At 70.4% G+C, this 23,528-nt stretch carries 17 protein-coding genes; 4 read left to right on the top strand and 13 right to left on the bottom strand.

The genetic code is table 11. The annotated features are described in order from the left end of the window. Nucleotides 1–13 precede the first annotated feature (13 nt). A complete protein-coding gene (gene nrdR / locus ACIREO_RS18975) occupies nt 14–529 on the bottom strand; it encodes a transcriptional regulator NrdR (protein WP_404111234.1) in 516 nt (171 codons plus the stop codon). A 535-nt stretch (nt 530–1,064) separates the two neighbouring features. Between nrdR and lexA the strand changes: the two genes are divergently transcribed. After that, complete coding sequence (lexA, locus tag ACIREO_RS18970) at nt 1,065–1,862, top strand: transcriptional repressor LexA (protein WP_073748110.1); 798 nt, start codon at nt 1,065–1,067, stop codon at nt 1,860–1,862. Nucleotides 1,863–1,930: 68 nt separating this feature from the next. On the opposite strand, the gene ACIREO_RS18965 is transcribed toward lexA, so the two are convergent. The 5 genes from ACIREO_RS18965 to ACIREO_RS18945 are packed head-to-tail and all read right to left on the bottom strand — an operon-like array spanning nt 1,931 to nt 9,959. Beyond that, nucleotides 1,931–3,898 (bottom strand): ATP-dependent DNA helicase, encoded by a 1,968-nt coding sequence (locus ACIREO_RS18965; protein ID WP_404111231.1) that lies wholly within the window; start codon nt 3,896–3,898, stop codon nt 1,931–1,933. 50 nt (nt 3,899–3,948) lie between these two features. Beyond that, a complete protein-coding gene (locus ACIREO_RS18960) occupies nt 3,949–5,805 on the bottom strand; it encodes an IucA/IucC family protein (RefSeq protein ID WP_404111229.1) in 1,857 nt (618 codons plus the stop codon). 60 nt (nt 5,806–5,865) lie between these two features. Further along, nucleotides 5,866–6,585 carry a GNAT family N-acetyltransferase gene (locus ACIREO_RS18955; protein WP_404111227.1) on the bottom strand — a complete coding sequence of 240 codons (720 nt, stop codon included), beginning with the start codon at nt 6,583–6,585 and terminating at the stop codon, nt 5,866–5,868. 31 nt (nt 6,586–6,616) lie between these two features. Further along, nucleotides 6,617–8,539, bottom strand: coding sequence for an IucA/IucC family protein (locus ACIREO_RS18950; protein WP_404111224.1), 1,923 nt, complete (start codon nt 8,537–8,539; stop codon nt 6,617–6,619). Nucleotides 8,540–8,567: 28 nt separating this feature from the next. Then, nucleotides 8,568–9,959, bottom strand: a complete 1,392-nt coding sequence (locus ACIREO_RS18945; protein WP_404111221.1) for a diaminobutyrate--2-oxoglutarate transaminase family protein — start codon at nt 9,957–9,959, stop codon at nt 8,568–8,570. Nucleotides 9,960–10,299: 340 nt separating this feature from the next. Here ACIREO_RS18945 and ACIREO_RS18940 point away from each other — a divergent pair, with 340 nt between their 5' ends. Then, nucleotides 10,300–11,511, top strand: coding sequence for a trypsin-like serine peptidase (locus ACIREO_RS18940; protein ID WP_404111218.1), 1,212 nt, complete (start codon nt 10,300–10,302; stop codon nt 11,509–11,511). A 120-nt stretch (nt 11,512–11,631) separates the two neighbouring features. Here the strand turns inward: ACIREO_RS18940 and hflX are convergent, their stop codons facing one another. The 6 genes from hflX to ACIREO_RS18910 form a co-directional block, all read right to left on the bottom strand. After that, a complete protein-coding gene (hflX, locus tag ACIREO_RS18935; RefSeq protein WP_404111215.1) occupies nt 11,632–13,152 on the bottom strand; it encodes a GTPase HflX in 1,521 nt (506 codons plus the stop codon). A 133-nt stretch (nt 13,153–13,285) separates the two neighbouring features. Further along, entirely contained in the window at nt 13,286–14,776 is a 1,491-nt protein-coding gene (locus ACIREO_RS18930) for a M1 family metallopeptidase (protein ID WP_404111213.1), read from the bottom strand. A gap of 103 nt (nt 14,777–14,879) precedes the next feature. Further along, nucleotides 14,880–17,027 (bottom strand): RelA/SpoT family protein, encoded by a 2,148-nt coding sequence (locus ACIREO_RS18925; RefSeq protein WP_404111210.1) that lies wholly within the window; start codon nt 17,025–17,027, stop codon nt 14,880–14,882. A gap of 136 nt (nt 17,028–17,163) precedes the next feature. Continuing rightward, nucleotides 17,164–18,036, bottom strand: a complete 873-nt coding sequence (gene dapF, locus ACIREO_RS18920; protein WP_404111207.1) for a diaminopimelate epimerase — start codon at nt 18,034–18,036, stop codon at nt 17,164–17,166. A gap of 75 nt (nt 18,037–18,111) precedes the next feature. Beyond that, nucleotides 18,112–18,549: a hypothetical protein gene (locus ACIREO_RS18915; protein WP_404111974.1), complete on the bottom strand. Its 438-nt coding sequence runs from the start codon at nt 18,547–18,549 to the stop codon at nt 18,112–18,114. Nucleotides 18,550–18,894: 345 nt separating this feature from the next. Beyond that, nucleotides 18,895–19,461 (bottom strand): TetR/AcrR family transcriptional regulator, encoded by a 567-nt coding sequence (locus ACIREO_RS18910; RefSeq protein ID WP_404111204.1) that lies wholly within the window; start codon nt 19,459–19,461, stop codon nt 18,895–18,897. A gap of 145 nt (nt 19,462–19,606) precedes the next feature. Here ACIREO_RS18910 and ACIREO_RS18905 point away from each other — a divergent pair, with 145 nt between their 5' ends. Then, on the top strand, nt 19,607–21,076 hold the full coding sequence (locus tag ACIREO_RS18905) for an MFS transporter (RefSeq protein ID WP_404111202.1): 1,470 nt from the start codon (nt 19,607–19,609) through the stop codon (nt 21,074–21,076). 336 nt (nt 21,077–21,412) lie between these two features. Here the strand turns inward: ACIREO_RS18905 and ACIREO_RS18900 are convergent, their stop codons facing one another. Beyond that, nucleotides 21,413–22,030 (bottom strand): TetR/AcrR family transcriptional regulator, encoded by a 618-nt coding sequence (locus tag ACIREO_RS18900; protein ID WP_404111199.1) that lies wholly within the window; start codon nt 22,028–22,030, stop codon nt 21,413–21,415. 69 nt (nt 22,031–22,099) lie between these two features. On the opposite strand from ACIREO_RS18900, the gene ACIREO_RS18895 reads away from it, so the two are divergent. Then, a complete protein-coding gene (locus tag ACIREO_RS18895; RefSeq protein WP_404111196.1) occupies nt 22,100–23,434 on the top strand; it encodes an alpha/beta fold hydrolase in 1,335 nt (444 codons plus the stop codon). Nucleotides 23,435–23,528 lie beyond the last annotated feature (94 nt).

Raw genomic sequence — 23,528 nt, 5'->3', positions numbered from 1 at the left:
GCCGGCTCGGTGATCAATCAGCGGCGACTGCGGAGGGGGCGGGGACCTCCAGGGTCTCGCCGCTCCCGCATTGCTCTGCGCGGGGCCGCTGTTCGCGGAGCTCCGCGATAGCGGTCTCGAAGTCTTCGAGTGAGTTGAAGGCCCGGTACACCGACGCGAAACGCAGGTACGCGACGAGGTCGAGCTCCTGCAAGGGGCCGAGTATGGCCAGACCCACGTCGTGCGTCGTCAGCTCGGCGCTCCCCGTGGCCCGCACGGCTTCCTCGACCCGCTGGCCGAGCTTCGCCAGGGCGTCCTCGGTGACCGGGCGGCCCTGGCACGCCTTGCGGACCCCCGAGATGACCTTGGTGCGACTGAAGGGCTCGGTCACGCCGCTGCGCTTGACCACCATCAGTGAGCAGGTCTCCACCGTCGTGAAGCGACGGGAGCAGTCGGGGCACTGGCGGCGCCGTCGGATCGACGTCCCGTCGTCCGTCGTGCGACTGTCCACGACCCGGCTGTCGGGGTGCCTGCAGAAGGGGCAGTGCATGTCTCCGAACCCTCCTTCACAGCACGACTGAATAGCCCTCCGGGCCCTGTTCGGGGCCCCTGAAGACAGTCACCAGCATAGGCGATGAACTCGGATCCGATGGACCGGGTACCACTACTTGTGGGTGGAGACAGCAGGGCAACCACTACATCTAGGGTTTTGCTTCATCTCCACCCCCGCGCGTGTCGCGCTTCCCCACGAGCCGGGGGGCAGCCTACGGCCCGCCACGAGAGTACGGGAGAGGCGTGGCACGCCGGCTGCGGGGGCCACCCGGCAGGCAGGCCGGGCGACCCGCCGGAAGCAGACCACCGCGGCACGCCGTGGACACACCCCCGCACACCGGAACGGACCGGCGGAACGCTAGCGTGGCACCCGGGAAGGGCGCTCGATTCCGGCCCACAGCATTCAGCTCATACACCTCTCGGTAAGCGCGCGACAGCCCTTTATTTGTTTTTCACTCGAACGTGTGTTTGGCGCAACCTTTCGAAAGCTACTACCGTTGCCTAACTAGGGAGACCATTCGAGAGGGGCCGACGTGACCACCACCGCAGACAGTGCCACCATCACTGCCCAGGACCACCGCTCCCAGAGCCGACTTGAGCCGGTGCATGCCATGAATGACTCAGTCATGAACGCGGAGGGGCCTGAGCCCGCTCGCCCCGCACGCTCCTTGCCCGGCCGCCCTCCAGGAATCCGGGCGGACAGCTCCGGGCTCACGGACCGGCAACGGCGTGTGATCGAGGTGATCCGGGATTCCGTGCAGCGTCGGGGCTATCCCCCGTCGATGCGCGAGATCGGCCAGGCGGTGGGGCTGTCCAGCACCTCGTCCGTCGCCCACCAGCTGATGGCTCTGGAGCGCAAGGGCTTCCTGCGCCGCGACCCTCACCGGCCGCGCGCTTACGAGGTCCGGGGCTCGGACCAGCCAAGCACACAGCCCACCGACACCACCGGGAAGCCCGCGGCCTCGTATGTGCCGCTGGTCGGCCGGATCGCCGCCGGCGGTCCGATCCTCGCCGAGGAGTCCGTCGAGGACGTCTTCCCGCTCCCCCGCCAGCTCGTCGGCGACGGCGAGCTCTTCGTGCTGAAGGTCGTCGGTGACTCGATGATCGAGGCAGCGATCATGGACGGGGACTGGGTCACGGTCCGGCGCCAGCCGGTCGCGGAGAACGGCGACATCGTGGCAGCCATGCTCGACGGCGAGGCCACGGTCAAGCGGTTCAAGCGCGAGGACGGCCATGTATGGCTGCTCCCGCACAACTCCGCCTACCAGCCGATTCCCGGTGACGAGGCGACGATCCTGGGCAAGGTCGTGGCGGTGCTGCGCCGCGTGTGAGTTCCGCCGGTTCGGACCGGGCCCCGGGATCCCTGCGCCGATCCCGGGGCCTGGTGCGTCCGCAGTGCTCACTGAGCGGTCTTGGCCGCTGCGTCGATGGCCGCGAGCGAGCGCCGCGCCTGGTTTCGGTCCGTGGTGTACCAGAAGTCGGGCAGGGAGGCGCGGAGGTAGCTCCCGTACCGGGCGTTGGACAGCCGGGGGTCGAGCACCGCGACCACGCCCTTGTCGCCCATCGCGCGGACGAGCCGGCCCGCTCCCTGCGCCATCAGGAGCGCCGCGTGGGTGGCCGCCACCGCCATGAACCCGTTGCCACCGGCGTCCTCGACCGCCTTCTGCCGGGCGCTCATCAGCGGGTCGTCCGGCCGGGGGAACGGAATCCGGTCCATGATCACGAGCTGGCAGCTCGGGCCGGGTACATCGACGCCCTGCCAGAGAGACAGCGTCCCGAACAGACAGGTCTCGGGGTCCGCCGCGAAATTCTTGATCAGCTCGCCGAGTGTCTCCTCGCCCTGCAGCAGGATCGGCTTGTCCTGCCGGCCACGCAGTTCCTCTGCTGCCGCCTGGGCCGCTCGCATGGACGAGAACAGGCCCAGGGTGCGTCCGCCCGCCGCCTCCACCAGCTCGGCGAGCTCGTCGAGCATGTCGGTACGGGAACCCTCCCGGCCCGGCGTGGCCAGGTGCCGGGCGACGTACAGGATGCCCTGCTTCGGGTAGTCGAACGGCGAGCCGACGTCGAGGCCCTTCCACTGCGGGATGTCCTCGCCGGCCGTTCCCTCGGGCGCGAGTCCCAGAGATGCCCCCACCCCGTTGAAATCGCCGCCGAGCTTGAGAGTCGCCGAGGTCAGCACCACCGAGCGGTCGGCGAACAGCTTCTCGCGCAGCAGCCCGGACACGGACAGCGGCGCGACCCGGACCGACGCCCCGAAGCGGTCATGGCGCTCGAACCAGACGACGTCGTACTCCGAGCCCTGCGTGATGCGCTCCGCGACGTTGTGGATGGACTCGACCGACGCCATGGCCTGCTTGCGCACCGCGTCCTCGTCCTGGACGGACTTGTCCCGGGTGCCGCCGAGGGCGGAGATCACCGTACGCGCGGCGTCACGCAGGGCCATCAGGGCGTAGCCGAGGTCCTCCGGCACTTCTTCGAGGCGCCCAGGTAGCGCCAGCTCCATGACGCGCTCGAACCCCTCGGAAGCGGTCAGCAGGGCGTCGGCCGCCTTCTCGTTGACCAGCTTCGCCGCTCGGCGGACCGCCCGGTTCACCTGCCCGGGCGTGAGCTCGCCGGTGGCGACCCCGGTGACCCGGGAGACCAGCTCATGGGCCTCGTCGACGATGAGCACCTCGTGCTTGGGGAGCACCGGGGCGCCTTCGATCGCGTCGATCGCCAGCAGGGCGTGGTTGGTGACGACGACATCGGCGAGCTTGGCCCTCTCACGGGCCGCCTCCGCGAAGCACTCGGCTCCGTACGCGCACTTGGTGGCGCCGAGGCACTCGCGCGAGGAGACGGAGATCTGGGACCAGGCACGGTCCGAGACACCCGGCGTCAGGTCGTCACGGTCGCCGGTCTCCGTCTCGTCCGACCAGTCGCGCAGACGCAGCAGGTCCTGACCCAGCTTGCTCGACGGCGCCGCCGCTTCGAACTGGTCGAAGAGCCCCTCCTCCTCGTCCTGCGGCGCCCCCTCGTGGAGCCGGTGCAGACAGAGGTAGTTCGACCGGCCCTTGAGCATCGCGAACTGCGGCCGACGGCGCAGCAGCGGATGCAGCGCGTCGACCGTACGCGGAAGGTCCCGCTCCACCAGCTGGCGCTGGAGGGCCAGCGTGGCCGTGGCCACCACGACCCGCTCGCCGTGGGCCAGCGCCGGCACCAGATAGCCGAGGGACTTGCCGGTGCCGGTGCCGGCCTGGACCAGCAGATGGGCGTTGTCGTCGACGGCCTCGGCGACGGCCTCGGCCATGGAGACCTGGCCGGGGCGTTCCGTACCGCCGACGGCGGTGACGGCGGCGTGGAGGAGATCGGGGAGAGATGGCTTCGTCATAGCCCGACCACCCTACGGCGCCCCACCGACAACGTCGGCCGGTCCCGGACTCACGCGGAGGGGTGGAGCGGATTGGGGACGGAGCCGTGGACGGCGGCGTGCGGGCGCTGCGAACGGTCGCGGTAACCGTCCAGATGCAGACGGTTGCGGTTGAGACACAGCCGCTCGATCGTCGGCGTCAGCATGTCGAAGATCTCGAACCTCTCCTTGAGGTCCGGGTACCTGCCGTGGTGTCTGAGGATCTCGGCCCGGACGAGTGACCAGAATTCACTCTCCGGTACGTCCAGTTGTTCCTCGCACAGGGGGGACAGATAGCGGAAGACGCCCACGAAGAGCCCGGAGTGGATGAACTGGGTCAGGAAGGAGGGCTCCTCCGTGAGCAGGATGCCGCGGACGTCCGGGGGCATCGTGTCGTGCTCGGGCAGCGGCCTGGCGCTGACGTTCACGTCGTCGACGAAGTCCTTGATCGCGAGCCGCACGGGGACGTCGTGCTCGTCGAAGACGACGATGGCGTTCTCGCCGTGCGGGGAGAACACCGTGCCGTAGCGATACAGGAAGTGCAGCAGCGGGGGCAGCAGCGCGGAGAAGAGACGGGTCAGCCAGACAGCGGGAGGCAGTCCCGAGCGGGCGACGAGCTCAGCCGTGAAGGAACGGCCCTCGGGGTCCGTGTGCAGCAGCGAGGCCAGCGTACGGGCGCGTTCGCCGGATGCCAGCCGCGGCTGGAGGGGCTCCCGCCAGATCGCCCCGAGGATCTCCTTGAACTGGTACGGAGACTCCGGGAGGTGGTCGTAGAGCGGGTGCTCGACGGCCACCGAGGCGACCTCGCCGAGCAGGATGACGCCGCAGGTGTCGCGGAGGAACGGATCGCCTTCGCACAGCCCCTGGACCCACGCGGTGACGGCCGGGGCGGCGAGCGTGCGCTCGGTCGGCAGGCCCCGCCAGACGAGGGTGTTGAGGATCGACAGGGGCAGCTTCACCGTGTGCCGGTCGGGCCGCCCCACATTGGTGAAGGTGCGGATGGACTGCTGGGGCAGCCGGAGGTCGTCGTCGGCGTGCAAGGGGACGATCTCGCCGTCCGCGATCGCGGGGGCGAAGAGGGGGACGATCCATTCGTCCCACTGCCACGGATGCACGGGAAGGAACAGGTAGTCCGCGGGGTCGAGGTCCCGTGCGCGCAGGATCGCGGCGAAGGACTCCCGGACGTCCGCGTCGAGTTCCTGGTCGTAGAGGTCTCCGGGGGTGGCGACACGGCCCACTCCCCGGTAACCCGCTATACGGGTGCTGACGGCGATCCAGGGCAGCGCTGTCGCGGACCGGGCTTCCGGTGTGAAGCGGGCGGCGTCCGCAGCGGAGAACCCGAGACGTCCCTTGTTCGCCACGAGCCAGGGGTGACCTGTCTGGTGGCCTTCGAGCTCGGCGTACGGAAGCTCGGCGAGCTGCGCCGCGGTGAGTGCGGTGTGGTCGAGGCGGGCGTCGGCGGTGAGTGTGGCGGTGAGCTCACGGATCAGGTGAGCGAGCGTGGCACCGTCGAGACCGAGGAGACGGCGCCCGCGGGCGAGGAATCGCAGCGGGTCCCTGAAGGGTGTGCCGGAGCTCTTGTCCCCGTCGGCCCCGGCCGTGGTCTCGGTGATCGACGCGGGATCGACGCGCCAGCTGCCGTAGACACCTCGCCGGGCGTGGAAGCTCAGGGTCGCGCCGTCGTCGAGAGGCAGGGTGTAGCCACCGGTCCGCCCCGGGCCGCCGTCCGTCCGGGGGACGGGCTCGATGACCTCCTCGTAGGCGAACTCACCGAGCATCTTGGCGAGGAGCCTCGCCGCCGCCCGGTCCCAGACGGTCCGGTTGAGTTCCGGAGTGTCGAGCGGCGTATGAGGCTTCGCCGGATGATTGCTCGCAGGATATGTCGGCACGGGGACTCCTCCGGGTGGGACCGATGGGGTTCGAGCGGGCTGGGCGGTGCGGCGAGTTGTTCACAGGCGGTCACGGTGGGCTCGGTCGCGGATCATCAGGGCGGCACGCTTGTCGGGAAGGTCCACTTCCGCGCAGAACCGGAAGCCGGCGCTCAGAAAGGCGGACACGGACGGGGTGTTGCGCAGGTCCGGCTCCGCGACGACACGTCCGCAGAGCGGCCGGTTGTCGAGTACGAGATCGGCTACGGCCCTGAGCAGTACGGTGCCGATGCCCCGACCCCGGTTGTCCACACCGCCGATGAGGAGGTGGATCCCCATGTCGTGGGGCCGTGCCGGGTAATGGCGCGCGAGCGGGTCCAGATCCGCGCGGTAGAGCTCCCAGTAGCTCATGGGCGTACCGCCGAGGACTCCGAGGCAGGGGACGCTGCGGCCGTCCCCCGCCAGCTGCCGGTGGAGATGCGCCGCGGTGACCGGCTCCGGTCCGGCGAGCTCCCAGAAAGTGGCGACAGCGGGATCGTTCATCCAGCGGCTGATCACTGCCAGATCGCGTTCGGTCTCCACCGCGACGAGCTGGAACAGCCCGGCGGGGGTGGTGACCGGGCTCCACGCGCCGGGGTTGCCCACGAGAGCGGAGGCGTCGACCCCCGCGGCGGCTGCCGCGGGGCCTTCACCGAGCAGGGCGAGGAGCTCTTCGGTGAGCCGTAGCTCCAGGGTGTCCTCGGTGCCGGTGGCGTCGGGCGGAACGGCACCGGTCCCGGTGTGGGCATCGGTTTGATGCACCGTGACGCTCTCCTCTCGTGGGTTCAGACGGTCATGCCTTGTCGGTACGGAGCGGATTGGCGATGGTGACGTACACGGACTGGGTGTCGACCGGTCCGACGAGTTCGTCCAGCCCGTGCATCCGGGTCATCAGATTGGCCTTGCAGCGGAGCTTGCCGGTCTCCAGAAGGTAGGCGGGCAACGATGAGCCCAGCCCGGCGGCGCCTTCCAGGAAGCGGCGGAACGCCGCGAGGAGCAGTTGTTCGTCGGCGAGCCGCTGAGCGCCGAAGGCGCCGATCAGTCCGAACACGTTGTTGATACCCAGGTAGTAGGCGAGCCGCTCGTCCGTGACGGAGTCGGACACGAAGGTGTCGCTGACGGTCCCGATGCCCGGGAGCCGGCGCTCGAGTGCGTGCCGGTGGGACTCGCGGAAGTAGTAACCCTGGTTGTCGCGGTACCTGCCGCCGACGGGCCAGCCGTCCGCGTCGAGGAGTACGAGCGTGTTCTGCTGGTGTGCCTCCAGGGCGACGCCGGCGTGGGCGTCGAGCCAGAGGACGGGGAGGACGACACGGTCGAGATAGCGCAGGAACCACTCGGCACACACCGCCCCGGTGGTCCTGCCCGTGCGGGCGGCCAGCGAGGAGACCGTGTCGGCGAGCCGCGAGTGCGTGCCGGTACGGCCGGGCCACGGGCGGGGGGCGGTGAGCCCGGCGATGCATACCGCGTCATCGGCCGGGCCGAACGGATTGTGGCGAAGCATCACGTCGAGGCCGGGGACGGGGCTGCCGTCCGTCTGGTCGACGGCGAGCCAGGCGGGGTCCCGGACGATGTCGAAGCCCGGGTGTGCCTCCTGCCACCGGTCGGCCAGGCCGGTGCGGAGCAGCCGGTGCACCTCGGCTCCGCGGTGGAGCTCCTTGCGGAGGTTCTCCCGGCGGGAGTTGGTGATGCGTACGCCGAGGGACAGCTTCAGCATGAGGTCGGAGCCCGGGCGGTACACGGTACGGACGGAGGACGTGGGATGCCAGCGTTCGCCGTGCGGGCCGAGGTCGTGCAGGAGGCCCTTCTCGCAGAGGGCGGCGACCTCGGGCCGGCGCAGGACCTCCGCGGCCTGCCAGGGGTGGAGCGGGAGGGCCGTGGTCCCTTCGGGGAGGTTCAGCCCCTCGGCGTGGGGTGCGAGGAGCGCCTCCGCGGGGACCGGCCTGCCGGCCTTCGTCCACGCCGACTCCGTGGCGAGCACGGAGCGGTCGACGGCCATCCAGTGGAGCGGGAAGGAGCCGCGCAACTCGGGTGAGTAGAGCAGTGTCTCGGACTCCGAGAGCCCTTCGCGGCTCTTGGGTGTGGGGTGCAGCGGGTGGCCGAGGACGAGGGACTGCTCGGCGGTGAGGAAGAGATCGGTCTCGGACGACTCGGTGGGTGTGCGGCGACGGGCCGCGATGAAGGCCGCCGTGTGCCGCACGGAGTCGGCCACCCTCGCCACCAGATCGGCTCCGGCGTTCCGCTCGCACTCACGGCCCAGCAGCGCGGCTACCGTGACGGCGTCGGCGCCCGGGGCACCGGCGGGAGCGTTCTCCAGGGCGGGTGTCCCGAAGCGGTGCCAGCCCGTCGCGGACCAGTGGGCGACCGGGACGAGCAGGGCGGTGCCACTGGCCGGGAGCGGGATGCGCAGAGTGCTTCCCTGCGGGCGGGGCAGGTCGTTCTCCCTGGTCCAGCAGCGCAGCAGATTCTCCGTACCGGCCGAGTCGGCGGCCCGCAGAGGGTCCGGATGGTCCAGCGGTTCCGGCTCCGTGCCCCCGGGGCGGTCCGCCGGGGCACCGCTCATGAGGCTGTCCGCCCCGGCACGCGGGGCTCCGTGCGGACCGGCCTTCTGGCGCGGCACGGTCGTGGACTCGACGGCCAGGGGGCCCTCCGGCTGGTCATGTCCTCGCTGCTGGCTGGTGAGGGGGCCGTCGGCCTCGGGCGCAGGGGTGGGGTTCACGGCGGTCTTCCTTGAGAGGGGTCCGGGATCAGCGGGTCGGCCCGGCAGCGGCCCGGCGGCACGGAGAGCGTTCGGCGGCTCTCAGCGCGTCGGCGAGGCGGTCGACGACCGCCGTCGCCTGTTCGTCGGTGAGAGTGAGGGGAGGGAGGAGCCGCACCACGGCGCTGTGGCGTCCGCCGAGTTCGACGATGAGGCCGCGGCGCAGGCATTCCTGCTGCACCGCCGCGGCGAGGGCGGGATCGGGCGGCGGGGCGGCGCCGTTCTCGGCGGTGACGGTGGGCGGCTCGGCCTCTGGGTCGACGAGCTCGATGCCGATCATCAGGCCGCGGCCGCGGACGTCGCCGATGCTCGGGTGGTCCGCGCCGAGCGCCTGGAGCCTGGCGAGCATGCGCGCGCCCAGCGTCCCCGCGCGTTCGGCGAGGCCGTTCTCTCGTACGTACGCGAGGGTCGCGGTACCGGCCGCCATGGCGAGCTGGTTGCCCCGGAAGGTGCCCGCGTGGGCGCCCGGCTGCCAGAGATCGAGCTCGGAGCGGTAGACGATCACCGCGAGGGGCAGCGAGCCGCCGATGGCTTTCGAGAGCACCATCACGTCCGGCACGATACCGCTGTGCTCGACCGCCCAGAAGGTGCCGGTCCTGCCGACGCCGGTCTGCACCTCGTCCGCGATCAGGGCGATGGAACGCTCCTTGGTGATCTCCCGCATCCGGCGCATCCAGCCGTCCGGTGCGGGATTCACCCCGCCCTCGCCCTGGACCGGCTCCAGAATCATGGCGGCCGGGGAGGGCACCCCGCCCTTGGGGTCGTCCAGGAGGTATTCCGTCCAGTGCGCGGCGATGTCCGCGCCCCGCTCCCCGCCGGCTCCGAACGGGCAGCGGTAGTTCTGCGGGAAGGGCAGCCGCGTCACCCGGACGTCCGTGGCGCCGCCCGAAGCGGCCAGGGCGCCGGCGGTCATCCCGTGGTAGGCGCCGGTGAAGGCGAGGAGTTCACTGCGCCCGCTCGCTGCCCGGACCAGCTTGAACGCCGCCTCGACGGCGTCCGTACCAGCCGGACCGCAGAACTGGATCCGGGCGTTGTCGGCCAGCTCCCGGGGCAGAGTGGCGAACAGCTCGGTCGTGAAGGCGTCCTTGACCGGCGTGGCGAGATCGAGCACATGCAGCGGTGCGCCGGAGTCGATGACCTTTCTGATGGCCTCGAGCACCACGGGGTGGTTGTGCCCGAGGGCCAGTGTGCCCGCCCCTGACAGACAGTCGAGATAGCGCCGGCCGTCCGCGCCCTCGATGGTCATGCCACGCGCGCGCACCGGCACGATCGGCAGGGACCGCGCATAGGTGCGGGCCGCCGACTCACGTAGCGCCTGACGCCGCAGAATCCCTTCGTGCGCAGGGGAGAGTGCCACCGGAGCTGGTTCGGTCACGGCCACGGCTGTCTGGTCCTCCTGCTGTAACAGTTGCGTTGCGCATCGGTACGGTCCGTCGGGGGCGGACCGCGCCGACGAACACTGTCCGGGTGTCCCCCGTACGTACCAACGACGAGGAACACGGGAGATCACGGGTAAATCGGAAGATCCTTGCGCAGGCGGAACCGTGGCCCTGCCGAGCGCCGTCCCCATCGGCACCGGCATAGTAGGGGCCGCACTCGGGACGGAGCCGCCGCTCCCAGGGTGCGCGATACGGCCCGCAGGGCCGTGCCGTGCACGTCAAGTCCGCAGTGCGGTACCGAAGTCAGTGACGAAGTCCCAGGGGGATCACCAGATGCGACCCATGCGCCCGATCGATACCGCACACCGCGGGGGGAGCGCCCGCCGCGCCCCTCGGGTGTTTGCCGCGGCCGCCCTTGCCGCTGTCCTGACGCTCACCGCCTCCGCCTGCGGGCCGGAGGAGGACGGCGCGATCAGCGAGCCGAGCAGTTCCACCGGCCAGTCCTCCGACGGGAAGGTCGCGATCCCGGACGATCTGAAGGACCGGCTCAAGGAGCACGGGATCGACCTCGACAAGTGGAGGGGCGGCGAGTGGAAGAACTGGGACAGGGACACGTGGCTGCGTGAGGCCAAGGACTACGTCAATCCCATCATCGAGGACCTCTGGGACCCGGAGCGGATGCGGGACGCCGACAAAGCCCCGGAGAACCCTGTCGACAACGACATCTCCGGTGACGAGGGCGTGACGGACCCCACCCCCGCGCCTGTCGAGGCGGCGAACCTGCAGACGCCGTACCACGGCAGTGCGCCCGAGTCCGGCAAGCTCCTGTTCGACGGACCCGAGGGTTCGATGGTCTGCTCGGCGACCGTGGTCCAGGACCCGGCCCACCCGGGCAAATCCAACATGGTCTGGACCGCCGGGCACTGTGTGCACGCGGGCAAGAACGGCGGCTGGTACCGCAACATCGCGTTCGTCCCCTCGTACAACGACAGCGGTATGTCGACGGCCGAACTGCAGAACGCGTCCAAGGAGGAGATCGCTCCGTACGGCGTGTGGTGGGGCCAGTGGGCGCAGACCTCCGACGAGTGGATCAACCAGGGCGCCGCGACCGGCGGCCAGGGTGCTCCGTACGACTTCGCGGTGCTGCAGGTCGCTCCGGAGAAGGGTTCGACGGGCAAGTCCCTGGAGGAGACCGTCGGTTCGGCGCTCCCGGTCGACTTCAACGCCCCGGCCGTACCGGAGATCGACAGCATGACGGCGACCGGCTATCCGGCGGCCCCGCCGTTCGACGGCCAGAAGGCGCTCCGGTGCACCGACGGGCCGGGCCGGCTCGCCGTCTTCGAGCAGCAGCCGACGATGTACCGCATCGGGTGCACCATGACCGGTGGTTCCTCCGGTGGCGGCTGGGTCGCGAAGGGCCAGGACGGTAAGCCGGCCCTGGTCTCCAACACCTCCATCGGCCCGGTGACGGCCGGCTGGCTGGCCGGCCCCCGCCTCGGCAAGGAGGCCCAGGGCGTCTACCAGGCCGTCAGCAAGAAGTACGCGGGACAGTAGGCACCGCGCGGGCGGCGGGTCGGCGACCACCGGCCCGAACAGGAGCCGGAGCGCAAGAAGGCCGGGCTCCCCCTTTTACGAGGGGAGCCCGGCCTCCTTGCGTGTCCGCTGCCTACCGCGTCAGTGAGCCACCGGCACGAAGATCGCGATCTCCGCGGCGAGCTCCGCGTGGACCCGCGCCTTGAGCAGTGTGCCCTCCGGTGTGTGCTCCTCGGAGATCACCTCGCCCTCGGCGTGCACCCGGGAGACGAGCGCGCCCTGGATGTAGGGCACGAGCGCCTCGATCTCCACGGACGGCCGCGGCAGCTCGGCGTCGATGAGCGCGAGCAGCTCGTCGATCCCGGCGCCGGTCCGCGCCGACACCGCGATCGCGTGCTTCTCGGTGCGCAGCAGGCGCTGCAGCACGAGCGGGTCCGCCGCGTCCGCCTTGTTGATCACGACGACCTCGGGTACGTCGACGGCGCCGACCTCCCGGATCACCTGGCGCACGGCGGCGAGCTGCTCCTCCGGCACCGGGTGGGAACCGTCCACCACATGCAGGATCAGGTCGGACTCACCGACCTCCTCCATGGTGGAGCGGAACGCCTCGACCAGGTGGTGCGGAAGGTGCCGCACGAACCCGACGGTGTCGGCCAGGGTGTAGAGCCGACCGCCCGGCGTCTCGGCCCGGCGCACGGTCGGGTCGAGGGTCGCGAACAGGGAGTTCTCCACGAGGACACCCGCACCGGTGAGCCGGTTGAGCAGCGAGGACTTTCCGGCGTTGGTGTACCCGGCGATCGCCACCGAGGGCACCTTGTTCCGCTTGCGCTCCTGGCGCTTGATCTCGCGGCCGGTCTTCATCTCCGCGATCTCCCGGCGCATCTTCGCCATCTTCTCGCGGATCCGTCGGCGGTCCGTCTCGATCTTGGTCTCACCAGGACCACGCGTGGCCATGCCGCCACCGCCGCTGGATCCGCCACCGCCCATCTGCCGGGACAGCGACTGACCCCAGCCGCGCAGCCTGGGGAGCATGTACTGCATCTGTGCCAGTGACACCTGCGCCTTGCCCTCACGGGACTTGGCGTGCTGGGCGAAGATGTCGAGGATCAGAGCGGTCCTGTCGACCACCTTGACCTTGACGACGTCTTCCAGGTGGATCAGCTGGCCGGGGCTGAGTTCACCGTCGCAGACGACGGTGTCGGCCCCGGATTCGAGAACGATGTCACGCAACTCCAGTGCCTTGCCCGAACCGATGTAGGTGGCCGGGTCGGGCTTGTCACGCCGCTGGAACACGGCGTCGAGCACCTGGGCACCCGCTGTCTCGGCGAGGGCCGCGAGCTCCGCGAGGGAGATCTCCGCGTCATGGACGGTTCCCGATGTCCAGACACCGACGAGCACCACGCGCTCCAGGCGCAGCTGCCGGTACTCGACCTCGGTGACGTCCTCGAGCTCGGTGGAGAGACCTGCAACGCGGCGCAGCGCCGCTCGCTCGGAACGGTCGAGCTGCTCGCCGTCCCGCTCTCCGTCGATCTCGTGGCTCCAGGCGACGTCCTCTTCCATCAGGGCGTCGGCCCGAAGGCTCTCGGTGAGGCTCTCGGAGTTGGCTTCCGTGGCGCTCTGCGCGTCGTGCGCGTCCTGGGGAAGGGAAGAAGAGGAGGTCATTGGATCCTTACGTCGATAGAAGTCCGATACGTCAGTCACAACGCGTGATCCCGCCGGAAGATTCCCATGAAGGGGGTCCACCGGCCGGCCGCCGTGCCGACGCGTCGATAGTGGCATGTCCCCGCCCGCGTCGTCACTCGGGTTTCGGTGCCCGCGCAGGGCTCTTCCCACCCGTGGCGTTCCGGGGCGTCTCGGTGCGCCAGTCCGGGTGCCCCGGCATCGGCGGGGTCTTCTTCCCGTAGAGCCACCCGTCGAAGAACGCCGTCAGGTCCCGTTCCGCGATCCTCGACGCCAGGGCAGTGAACTGCTGGGTGGTGGCCGATTCGTTCCGGTGGGCGCGCACCCAGGTCCGCTCCAGGCGGTCGAACGCGGCCTCGCCGATCTCCTCACGGAGCGCGTACAGGATGAGCGCGCTGCCGTCGTACACGACCGGCCTGAAGAGGCTGATCTTGTGGTCGGGGGTGGGCAGGTCGGGGCGGGCGGGCGGGCCTCCCGCGGCGCGCCAGGTGTCGGAGCGGGCGTAGGCCTCACGCATCCGCCGTTCCATCGGCTTCTGCGCGTGTTCCTCGGCGTAGCGGGCCTCGTACCAGGTGGCGTGTCCCTCGTTGAGCCACAGATCGGACCAGGACCGTGGGGAGACGCTGTTGCCGAACCACTGGTGTGCCAGCTCGTGCACCATGACCGATTCGACGTACCACTCGGGATATCCGGCCCCGGTGAACAGGGAGCGTTCGAAGAGCGAGAGGGTCTGCGTCTCCAGCTCGAAGCCCGTCTCGGTGTCCGCGACCAGGAGTCCGTACGTCTCGAACGGGTACGGACCGACCTGCTTCTCCATCCAGGCCAGCTGGGCCGGGGTCTTCTTCAGCCAGGGTTCCAGCTTCTCGCGGTCGGCCGCGGGCACCACGTCCCGTACGGGCAGCCCGCGCGGTCCGGTGCGGTGCGCGACCGCGGAGCGGCCGATGGAGACCTGGGCGAGCTCCGTCGCCATCGGGTGCTCGGTGCGGTAGGTCCAGGTGGTCGCGCCCGCGTGGTCCCGCTTCCCGGCGGGAAGGCCGCCCGCCACGACGGTGAGTTCCTTCGGCGCGGTCACCCGGAAGGTGAAGTACGCCTTGTCGGCGGGGTGGTCGTTGCCGGGAAAGACACGGTGCGCGGCGTCGGCCTGGTTCGCCATCGCGAGACCGTCGGCGGTCGGCACCCACCCTCCGTCGGCCTGGTCCCCGGAGGGGTCGCTCGTGTGCCGGACGGTGATCCGCACGGGTACGCCGGCCGGGAGCCGGGAGGGTGCGTCCACGACGAGGTCCTCGCCCGCGGTGGCGAACTCCGAGTTCAGACCGTTGACTTCGACCGAGCGGACGGCCCCACGCGCGAAGTCGAGGTTGATCCGCTCCAGCGGTGCGGTGGTCCGTGCGTCGATCGTGGTGACGGCGTCGAGAGGCTCGGTGTTTCTTCCCTTGTAGGTGAGCGAGATGTCGTACGAGAGGACGTCGTAGCCCGGGTTGCCGAGGTGAGGGAACAGGCGGTCGCCGATGCCGAGCGGCCCGGGTGCGGGCAGGGTGGCGGCGACGAGGGTGACCGACGCGGTGGCCAGCAGAGCGGCACGCAGTCGGCGGGAGGTGAGCGGCATGGACTACGGCTACCAGCGCGCGCCGTCCACACGGGGGTGGCGCGCGCCGCACCACCCGAACGGGGTCGCCGGGAAGCGGCAAGGAGAGGCCAGGGGGCGTGCGTCAGCCCGTGGCGGCAGGCTGCTGGGCTCGGCTCACGTCGTACACGCCGGGTACGTCACGCATGGCCCGCATGAGGCTCGGCAGCCCTGCCGCGTCGGGCAACTGCAGCGTGTAGGTGTGCCTGACGCGCTGTTCGCTGGGCGGCTCGACGGTCGCCGACACGATGGCCGCGTCCGCGGTCGCGATGGCCTCCGTGAGGTCGGCGAGGAGCCGGGGGCGCCCGAAGGACTCGGCGACGAGGGTGACCCGGTAGTCGGGGGTGCCGCTCCGGTCGCCGGGGTCGTTCCAGCGTGCTCCTACGGCTGCCCGGCCGGTCGCCCGCATCCGGCTCACCGCCGGGCACTCCTCGCGGTGCACGGTGACGGCCCCGCCGCGCACCGTGAATCCGATGATGCCGTCGGGCGGGACCGGCGTGCAGCAGCCCGCGAGCCGGACCGGCGCGCCCGGGGTGTCGACGGACACGATCGAAGCCCGGCCGGCCGGCCTGCCCCGGCCGCCCGACGCGTCGTCGGCCGGCTGGGCCTGCGGCCTCGGTGCGTCGGGCCTGCTCCTGTGCGGCCCCTGCGCGCCGTCCGGATGGGCTTCGCGCCATGCCGTGATCGCGATCCGGGCGGCAGGGGTACGCGCGTGGTCCAGCCATTCGGGGGAGGGCCCGGACGAGGCGTCCTGGGCGAGCAGCAGCTGCACGGTGTCGCCGTCGTTCAGGACGGTGCTCAGCGTCGCCAGCCGGCCGTTCACACGGGCTCCGATGCAGCCGTGTGCCTCGTCGCCGTACTGCGCGTAGGCCGCGTCGACGCAGCTGGCGCCCGCGGGCAGCCCGAGCGTCCCGCCGTCGGTGCGGAAGACCGTGATCTCCCGGTCCTGTGCGAGGTCGGCGCGCAGCGTGGCCCAGAACGTGTCGGAGTCGGTCGCCGACTCCTGCCAGTCCAGGAGGCGGGAGAGCCAGCCAGGCCTGGTCGGGTCGGCGCGCTCACCGTCGGCGGGTTCGGTCTGGTTCGGGGCGGTGGTGCCGTCCTGGGTGTACGGGTTGCCGAGGGCGACGACACCCGCTTCCGCGACCTTGTGCATCCGGTGCGTACGGATGAGGACCTCGGCGACCGCGCCCTCCGGGCCGACGACCGCCGTGTGCAGCGACTGGTAGAGGTTGTACTTGGGGGCCGCGATGAAATCCTTGAACTCGGAGACGACCGGGGTGAAACAGGTGTGCAGTTCGCCGAGGACCGCGTAACAGTCGGCGTCCTCCCCGACCAGTACCAGCAGCCGTCCGAAGTCGGTGCCCCGCATCTCGCCGCGTTTGATCCTCACCCGGTGCACCGAGACGAAGTGACGTGGTCTGATGAGTACTTCGGAGCTGATGCCGGCTTCCCGCAGAGTCGATCTGACGCTGTCGGAGATCTCCGCGAGCGGGTCCTGCGTGCCGTCCCACGCGGAGATCAGGGCCTGGGTGCGCTCGTACTCGTCCGGGTGCAGGATCGCGAAGACGAGGTCCTCCAGCTCCGTCTTGAGCGCCTGGACACCGAGCCGCTCGGCGAGCGGGATGAGCACGTCCCGGGTGACCTTGGCGATCCTGGCCTGCTTCTCGGGGCGCATGACGCCGAGCGTCCGCATGTTGTGCAGCCGGTCGGCCAGTTTGATCGACATGACGCGGACGTCGTTCCCCGTGGCCACGAGCATCTTGCGGAAGGTCTCGGGCTCGGCGGCGGCCCCGTAGTCGACCTTCTCGAGCTTCGTGACACCGTCCACCAGATAGCAGACCTCGTCGCCGAACTCGTCCCGCACCTGATCGAGGGTCACCTCGGTGTCCTCGACCGTGTCGTGGAGCAGTGAGGCCGTCAGGGTCGTCGTCTCCGCGCCGAGTTCGGCGAGGATCAGGGTCACCGCCAGCGGATGTGTGATGTACGGCTCACCGCTCTTGCGCATCTGGCCTCGATGAGAGGTCTCGGCGAGGACGTACGCCTTGCGCAGAACGGCGAGGTCGGCGTCCGGGTAGTGCGCGCGATGGGCCTCCGCGACATGCCCGATGGCATCGGGAAGCCGGTCACGGGAGACCGGCCCGAGCAGGGCGGCACGGCCCAGCCTGCGCAGATCGATCCGTGGACGACCGCGCTTGCGAAGGGGAGCACCTGGATTGGCGGCCTCTGCGCTCATGGGGCACCTCCGGCAACGTCGACCGGCGGTGGATGCGGTTACACCCCCGAGCCGGTGCTTGATGCTATCGACCCCACCACGTGGCGCAGTCCAGCTCTTGCTCAGCGTGAAACGGATCACCCATTCGAGCGAAGCTCTAACCGATCACCGTTTCGAGCCAGGCGGCGTCGATCACACCTTCCGCGACGATCACGGCGGGCCCCGTCATATCGATCCCGCCGTCCGGGTATTCGGTGATCACCAGGGTGCCGCCCGGCAGGTCCACCGTGTACGTCGCGGCGGCACCGGTCTCCGCCGGGTCCACACCGTCCCTGCGGGCAGCGGCGACAGCCACGGCGCAGGCGCCGGTGCCGCAGGACCTGGTCTCGCCGGAACCACGCTCATGGACGCGCATCGCGACGTGCCGGGGTCCACGGTCCGCGACGAACTCGATGTTGACCCCGTCGGGGTAGACGGACCGCGGGCTGAACGGCGGTACGCCGGAGAGCTCTCCGGCGTGGGCCAGGTCCTCGACGAACGCGACGGCGTGGGGATTGCCCATGTTCACGTTGCGGGCCTCCCAGCTGCGGCCGTCCACCGTGACCGTGACCCCGTCGTCGGGCAGCGCGGCGCGCCCCATGGAGACCGTGATGTCGCCGTCCTTGGCGATGTGCACCCGCTTGACCCCGCCCCGCGTCGCGACGGCCAGATCACCCTCCGCGACGAACCCGGCACGCTGCAGGTAGTGGGCGAAGACACGCACTCCGTTGCCGCACATCTCGGCGACCGAGCCGTCCGAGTTGCGGTAGTCCATGAACCACTCGGCCTGTTCGGCCATGCCCCGCGCCTCGGGGTGCGCCGCGGACCGTACGACGTGCAGCAGCCCGTCGCCGCCGATGCCCGCCCGGCGGTCGCAGAGCCGGGCGACGACGGGAACCGGCAGGTCGAGGGCGTTGTCCGGGTCGGGGACGATCACGAAGTCGTTCTCCGTGCCGTGCCCCTTGAGGAAGCTGATCCGCGAAGTGCTCACGGACCAACTGTACGAGGCTCCGCCCGCAGCTCGCGTGGCCGGGCCACGCCCTGGACCCGCGGGGCGGGGGGACGGTCAGCGGAGCCGGGCCACACGCCAGACGGCGAGGGCGACCAGTGCGCCGCAGACGGCGACGTAGAGCGTGACCACGCGCCAGTCGGGGCGTTCGTTCGACCCTCTGGCCGGCAGACCGGGCCAGGTGTGGCCGACCCGGCGGGCGGCCATCATGCCCCAGCCGGCGGCGCAGCAGCTGATCAGCAGGCCCAGCATCGCCACGACGGCACCGCCGCCGCCGAACTCGAAGGCGAGGGGGAAGGCGAACATCAGGGAGCCGACCGCCGCCAGCCCCACGATCGGTGCGAGCTGCCAGATCCGCAGCCGACGGGCGGGGCGGAGCTCCACCTCGACCTCGGGGGCCACCTCGTGCTCGTCCGGCCCGTCAGGGCTCAGACGTCCTGCCTCGTGCTGCGTATCCGGTGCGTCTCTGTCTGTGTCGCGAGGGCCGGCCTCCATCGCCACGCGCCCTCCCAACTCGGACTCCACTGGTCGATCGATGCTCGATGATGGCACGGCCCCGGCCGCCGAAATGACGGGCGGAGCTTCCCGATGCCATCACGTGATCAGGCTGTTATAGCCCTGCTTGAGGGTTTATGCAGGTCAGACGCTTGTCGCTGGTCGGCGAGGCAGCAGGAGGTCAGCAATAGCCGCAGGTCAGCGCCGGATTGACCGGTCGCGACCAGCCAGAAAAAGGAACCATGCCGAACAAGCTTGCGGGGGGCATGGGGAGCTCCGGAGCGGCGGATCAAAGCGGCCGGATTCCCGCGGGAGAAGTCACTGCGAGCGAAAGCCTGGTCGGGGTCACAGCAATCGGTCGACCAACCCGTCGACGTAGTCCGGGGTGAGCGGGCCCATGCCGAACAGAACGCGGATGTACATCGGGGCCAGGATGTGGTCCAGCACGTCGAGCGCGCCGGGTGCGTGCTCGCCGCGTTCGCGGGCGCGATCGAGCATGGACTGCAGTTGCCTGGTGCGTTCGGCGCGGAAGGCGTCACGCGCCTCCAGCCCCTGCTGACCGTTGCTCGACAGGGCGACGGCCAGGCGCACCAACAACAGGCCGTCAGGGCCGGTGATCTCACGGGCCACTTGGGCTGCGTACATACGCAGGTCGCCGACCAGACTCCCGGTGTCGGGCATCGGTGACTGCGTGTTGAGGCGGGCGAGCGCCACGTCGGTGAGCAGGGTTTCGAGGCTCCCCCACCGGCGGTAGATGCTGCTGTCGGCTACGCCCGCGCGGGCTGCGACCTCGCCGACGGTGAAGTTGCCGTAGCCGCGCTCGTTGATCAGCCCAGTGACGGCCTGGTGCACCTCCGCGGCGACGCGGGCGCTGCGCCCGCCGGGCCGCCGTGCTCGCTGTTGTTCGTTCACACCCCCACCTTAACGCAGTTGGTACTTGTGTTTACGGGGGGACCCTCGTACAGTCACCTAACGCAGCCACCGGCTGCGTTAGTGCGCTCGGAGGCTGACCACGTCGGCCGTGGAGGGGCGCAATCGACGATGGAGAGGAATTCCCTTGACTGCATCGCCTGCGTCCGTAGGCAGTCGGCAGAGCCGGGCCGTGCTGCTCACAGTGACGTGCCTGGGTCAGTTCATGGTCCTGCTCGACAACACGATCGTCGGAGCGGCGCTGCCTGATATGCAGCACCGGCTGCACACTCAGCTGACCGGTCTGCAATGGATTGTCGACGCGTATGTGCTGCTGGTCGCCATGCTGTTGCTGTCCGGTGGTGTCTTCGCCGACCGGTTCGGCCGTAAGCGGGTGTACCTGACCGGAGTGGCGGTGTTCACCGTCGCGTCGGTGCTGTGCAGCCTCGCGCCCTCGGTCGGCTGGCTGGTCGCCGGACGGGTGCTCCAGGGCATCGGGGCCGCGGCGCTGAGCCCTGCCTCGCTGGCCCTGCTCGTCGCCGCCTGTCCCGTGCCCCAGGAACGGCTCAAGGCGATCGGGCTGTGGGCCGGGTTCAGTGGACTCGGTCTGGCCGTGGGCCCCGTGGCCGGCGGCGTGCTGACGGATGTCTTCGGCTGGCCGGCCATCTTCCTGGTCAATCTGCCCATCGGCGTGGTCCTGCTGGTGATCGGTCTGCGCGGCCTCGAAGAGACCCGTAATCCGAGCGCCCCGGCGATCGATGTTCCGGGGACGGTGCTGTCCGTTCTGGGGGTGGGGGCGCTGACCTACGGGCTGATCGAGGGTGGTGCCCGCGGCTGGACGGCGCCCGTGATCCTGGGAAGCTTCACCGCCGGGGTGATCCTCCTGGCCGCCTTCCTCGCCGTCGAAGCGCGACGTTCCGCTCCGATGCTGCCGCTGCGGCTGTTCCGTCAGCGCCTGTTCACCGTGTCCAACACCGCCATGGTCGTGGTGGGGTTCGCGCTCATGGGTTCGTCGTTCTTCTTCTCCCAGTTCTTCGTGTACGTCCAGGGCAGCTCGATCCTGCGCGCGGGCCTGCAGACCTTGCCGATGTCCCTCGGCATGGTGATCGTCAGCCCGTACGCGGGCCGCCTCGCCGCCCGGTACGGCTTCCGCATCGTGGTGACCGCCGGCCTGGCCCTGGCCGGCCTGGGACTGCTGGCGCTCGGCATGGTGCACGCCGACACCGGCTACGGGAACGTGTGGTGGCGGCTCGGAGTCGTCGGAATCGGCTTCGCACTGACCCTGTCCCCGCTGACGGGAGCCGCCATCCAAGCAGTCAGCCCTCAGGAAGGCGGCCTCGCATCAGGCATCAGCAGCACCACGCGGCAGATCGGCGCGGTGCTCGGCGTGGCCGTACTCGGAGCCGTCGTCCGTACCCGGGAATCCGGCGGCGCCTCCTTCGAGACCGGACTCAACAGCGCCTTCCTCGCCGCCGGCGCCGTCACATTGGCCACTGCCGTGTTCGCGGGCCTGTGGCTGACCAGGTCCGAGCCCACGGAAGGCTCCGCGGCGCCGCGACGTTCCACCGCCCCCGGTGCGGTCACCACCTCGAACGAAGCATCCGCGAACAGCCGTTGACAACGACAGCCGCCTCGGATGACCGCCCTACCGCGCCGGGAGCGCCCACGGCCCAGCCGACGCGTGGCCGGCCCGGCTCGGCCTGAAGTCTCCACAGACCGGCCGCCCTGCTCTCCCCGCCCCCGTGCGGCCAGGTACTCCTCGGCCGTCAATCCTTCACCCGGTACTTCGGCACCGGGCCCCGGATCAGTCTCATGGACGTCATTTCACCGGGTGCGTCGGTGGTGGCTGGTGAGGGCCGATACCGATAGCCACGAACCGATCCGTGCCAGCTGGGGAGCGTACTTCGACTCGGCCCTCCGCCAGCCGTCTCCGTGTGGCTGCGGAGCAATGGCTTCACAGCGCCGGGTCTGGGCGTCGAAGGCCAGGGAAGGCGGAGGGGGTTGCCCAGCCGCGCAGCACTGCATCGATCGTTGACCGGAACGCGGTCTCTGCTGCGGTGCCGTCGAGGCTCCCGGCGAGTTCGAGGGTCACGAGCCCGTGCAGGGCGACCCACAACGAGACGGCGATCAGTGTGGTGTCGCCCGCGAGGATGTGGCCCACCACGGCGCGGTCGATCGCCGCGACGAGCGGTCGCACCGGGTCTCGGTCGCCGATCCGGTGCGAGGGGACGAAGGACTGCGCGCCACCGAACAGCACCGTGTACAGGTGGCGGTGTTCGAGTCCCCAGTGGCGATACGCCGCGGCCAACGCGTACAGATCCTCCAGGGCGGCCTCTGAGCCGGGAGCGGCCGTCAGGTCCTGGAACAGGCCGGCCACCGCCTGGTCGCGCACCTCGCGGATCAATCCGTCCTTGCCCTGGAACAAGGTGTACACCGCCGCCGTCGACGTTCCGGCGGCGGCGGCCAGCGCGCGGACCGTGACCGACTCCTGGGGGCGGGTGGCGAACATCTCGGTCGCGCATGCCACGAGCCGTTCTCTGACTGCGGCGTCGTTCGTTCTCGGCCTTCCCATGGGAAGCAGTTTACCCATGCTGATAACATCGTTTCAAAACAGCGTTTCAAAAACTCGGGAGAGATCACCATGCCACCGTCCGTCATACGTCCCTTGCGCTTCATGGGCCGCCTGCTGGCGGCCGCCGCCGCGGTGGTGGGCCTGGTCGTCCTGTTCCTGGCGCTGATCGTCGCCACCGACGGCGCCGGGTCGGGGTCAGCCGCGTGGTTCGCGGCTGTCGGGGTCGCGGTCGTCGCGGCGATGTGGCGGGGCCGCCGACGCGCCTGGCGAGGACGGCTGGTGCCATTCCTGCCGGTGCTGGTCGCAGCGGCCCTGACGCTGTCGGTGTGCGTCCCCACCGTCCCCACGACGCGCCGCTACCCGGCCGCCCTGTCGTTCGTGACCACCGAGCACATGCGCCTGTCCACCGGCAGCCGGGTCGCGGTCTACCACTATCCGCCCACCGGCAGCAGCCCCCGGCAGCGCGTCCCGCTCGTCTACCTCAACGGCGGGCCGGTACGCGGCATCTCGGTGCTCGACCACCGCTTCCTGCAGCGGCTCGCGGGACAGGGCTACGACGTGTACGCCTACGAGCAGGCCGGCGGTGGACGCAGCGACCTGCTGCCCATGGGCCAGTACTCGATCACCCGGTCCGTCCATGACCTCGGCGCCTTCGTCGACAAGCTCGGCAAGGGCCGCGCCGACGTGCTGGGTTTCTCCTCGGGCGCGGTCGTGCTCACCCGCGCGCTGGCCGACCCGGCCATCGCCGGCCACCTGCGCCGGGCGGTCATCGCCGAGCCGGGCCCGATGGACGGCCCCACCGCCCGGCTCGCGGGGCAGAAGGGCCGACCGTCGGCCCGCGGCATCGCACCGGCCATGACCGGACCGCGCTCCACACGCGTCCCGCGGTACGCGATCGCGTTCGGCCTCATGCGGCTCGGACTGCTCAGCCCGGACAACGGGCTGGTAGGACAAGCGGAGGGCGACAACGCCTTCACCGCCGCTGATCTCGGCAGCGACACCGCGTCCGCCTACTGCGCGCGGGACGCGCAGCGCATCCCGGTCGAGGACACTGCGGAGAACTTCTCCTTCAGCGCCGCCGCCAGCCTTCGCATCCAGCAAACGATCAAGGACTCCGCTTCCATCGCTCCTCAGCTGAGGCGCTCTCGGACACCCGCGATGCTGATGATCGCCGAGTGCTCCTCCCAGGTCCGGCAGTGGGCGACGAACATCCTTGCGGGCAACCCCGCCGTCCAGCGCACCCAGTACATGCCTGGTGTAGGCCACCACATGTGGAATGGCCTGGGTGACAACGACCAACGAGCAGCAGACGTCATCGCCGCATTCCTCCAGGACAAGCCCGCACCGCTGCCCGACTACCCGACCCGAGCTGACATCCCGGCTTTCCTCCGCAATGACAAGTAAGCGGGCAGGGGCTTGTCCGAAGCCTGACGCACAAGCCGGCTCGCCGTGCCGCGCGCGCGGTGGAGCGGTCGCCTCCGCCTACCACACCCGCCGC

The sequence above is a fragment of the Streptomyces sp. NPDC102441 genome, from assembly GCF_044765585.1.
Lineage (GTDB): Bacteria > Actinomycetota > Actinomycetes > Streptomycetales > Streptomycetaceae > Streptomyces.
This window is presented reverse-complemented; position numbering and strand designations above follow the sequence as displayed.

Coding starts and splice junctions, on each gene's coding strand:
- ACIREO_RS18900 (WP_404111199.1), bottom strand. CDS start 22,030: ATGGGAAGGCCGAGAACGAACGACGCCGCAGTCAGAGAACGGCTCGTG.
- ACIREO_RS18895 (WP_404111196.1), top strand. CDS start 22,100: ATGCCACCGTCCGTCATACGTCCCTTGCGCTTCATGGGCCGCCTGCTG.
- nrdR (WP_404111234.1), bottom strand. CDS start 529: ATGCACTGCCCCTTCTGCAGGCACCCCGACAGCCGGGTCGTGGACAGT.
- hflX (WP_404111215.1), bottom strand. CDS start 13,152: ATGACCTCCTCTTCTTCCCTTCCCCAGGACGCGCACGACGCGCAGAGC.
- ACIREO_RS18965 (WP_404111231.1), bottom strand. CDS start 3,898: ATGACGAAGCCATCTCTCCCCGATCTCCTCCACGCCGCCGTCACCGCC.
- ACIREO_RS18940 (WP_404111218.1), top strand. CDS start 10,300: ATGCGCCCGATCGATACCGCACACCGCGGGGGGAGCGCCCGCCGCGCC.
- ACIREO_RS18915 (WP_404111974.1), bottom strand. CDS start 18,549: ATGGAGGCCGGCCCTCGCGACACAGACAGAGACGCACCGGATACGCAG.
- ACIREO_RS18930 (WP_404111213.1), bottom strand. CDS start 14,776: ATGCCGCTCACCTCCCGCCGACTGCGTGCCGCTCTGCTGGCCACCGCG.
- ACIREO_RS18925 (WP_404111210.1), bottom strand. CDS start 17,027: ATGAGCGCAGAGGCCGCCAATCCAGGTGCTCCCCTTCGCAAGCGCGGT.